The sequence below is a fragment of the Variovorax glucosi genome (genome assembly GCF_051216695.1).
In the GTDB taxonomy this organism is placed as follows: domain Bacteria; phylum Pseudomonadota; class Gammaproteobacteria; order Burkholderiales; family Burkholderiaceae_C; genus Variovorax.
The window spans coordinates 1-1,772 of sequence record NZ_JBPJZE010000036.1 but is presented as its reverse complement, the minus strand read 5'-3'; the positions used below and the strand labels follow the sequence as shown (position 1 = coordinate 1,772).

The window sequence follows — 1,772 nt, the reverse complement described above, 5'->3', positions numbered from 1 at the left end:
AACGACACCGACCAGGCCAGCTATTTCACGTCCTGCAACCGCAACAAGCGCTCGGTCACGGTCGACATGGCCACGCCCGACGGGCAGGCGCTGCTCAGGCAGATGGCGGCGCAGGCCGACATCGTGGTCGAGAACTTCAAGACCGGGGGCCTGAAGCAATACGGCCTCGACCACGAGAGCCTGCGCGCGGCCAACCCGCGCCTCATCTACTGCAGCGTGACCGGCTTCGGCCACGACGGCCCTTATGCCGAGCGCGCTGGCTACGACCTGATGATCCAGGCCATGACCGGCATGATGAGCATCACCGGCCGCCCTGATGACGTGCCCGGCGGCGGCCCGCTGCGAGTGGGCGTGGCGCTCACGGACCTGTTCACCGGCGTCTACGCCAGCACCGCCATCCTCGCGGCGCTGCAGGTGCGCGACCGCACGGGCGAAGGCCAGCACATCGACATGGCGCTGCTCGACGTGGGCATGGCCATCCTCGCCAACCAGGCGAGCGCGTTCCTCAACACCGGCAAGGCGCCCGAGCGCCAAGGCAACACGCACCCGAGCCTCGCGCCGTATCAGGACTTTCCGACTCAAGACGGTTCGATGCTGCTGGCCATCGGCAACAACGGGCAGTTCGCGCGCTTCTGCGAAGCGGCCGGCCATCAGGAATGGGCGACCGACGCGCGCTTTGCCACCAACACGCTGCGCGTGAAGCACCGCCTGGTGCTGATCCCGATGATGGAAGAACTCACGCGCACCCGCACCACGGCCGCGTGGGTCACGCTGCTCGAAGACAAGGCCGTGCCCTGTGGCCCGATCAACGACATCGCCCAGGCCTTCGACGACGCGCAGGTCAAGGCGCGCGGCCTCGCGGTAACGTTGCCGCGCGATGCGGGCGACGGCATTGCCAGCATCACCGGCGTGGCGAGCCCGCTGCGCCTGACAGCCACGCCGCCCGTGCTGCGCCATGCACCGCCGGCGCTGGGCCAGCACACGCAGGAAGTGCTGGCGGAAATGGGCATCGACGCCGCCCGCTTCGACGCCCTGCGGTCGGCCGGTGTGGTCTGACGGAACAACCATGACAGGCTCGATGCGCACGCCACCGTTCTCGGTGCTGCGCATCGACCACATCGTGCTGCGCGTGAAGGACATGGAACGCGCCATCACGTTCTATCGCGACGTGCTGGGCTGCGCCATCGAGAAGCGCCGCGACGACCTGGGGCTCGTGCACCTGCGCGCCGGCGCGAGCCTGATCGATCTCGTCACGCCCGACGGCCCGCTGGGCAAGCAGGGCGGGGCGCTCGCTGGCGTGGAAGGCCGCAATGTCGACCACATCTGCCTACGCATAGAGCCCTTCGACGAAGTGGCCATCCGCACGCTGATGGCCGCCCACGGCGTCACGGTGCAGGGCGAGGTGCAGAACAACTTCGGCGCCGAGGGCAATGGCCCCTCGATCTACATCGCCGACCCGGACGGCAACACCGTCGAGCTCAAGGGCGCTCCTCGCTGACCGGCGGCTCAACCGGCCGTTTTGTACGCCAGTGTGTCTGGCCGCCCGCCACACACACGGGCATGCAAAAGTGCGCCCCGCTCGACACATCGCAGATACAGCCCGCCGATTCAATCCATGCATCGCCATTCCGGCGAGCCTGAAAGGAATCCCCATGAGCTCCACCACCGCAAAGATCCTCTACACCGGCAAGACCCACACCACCGGCGGGCGCGACGGCACATCGCGCAGCGACGACGGGCGCCTCGACATCCGGCTTTCGTCGCCCGGCACC

At 68.2% G+C, this 1,772-nt stretch carries 2 protein-coding genes and 1 pseudogene; all 3 read left to right on the top strand.

What is annotated here, in order from left to right; translation table 11 throughout:
• Nucleotides 1-1,056: CaiB/BaiF CoA transferase family protein (locus ACSFA3_RS22555; protein WP_435507714.1), on the top strand; the 1,056-nt coding region annotated here is incomplete at its 5' end.
• 10 nt (nucleotides 1,057-1,066) lie between these two features.
• The gene (locus ACSFA3_RS22550) at nucleotides 1,067-1,498 is read left to right on the top strand and encodes a VOC family protein (protein WP_435469946.1); all 432 of its coding nucleotides are present in this window, start codon (nucleotides 1,067-1,069) and stop codon (nucleotides 1,496-1,498) included.
• A gap of 154 nt (nucleotides 1,499-1,652) precedes the next feature.
• A pseudogene (locus tag ACSFA3_RS22545) lies at nucleotides 1,653-1,772 on the top strand (peroxiredoxin); the annotation flags it as partial.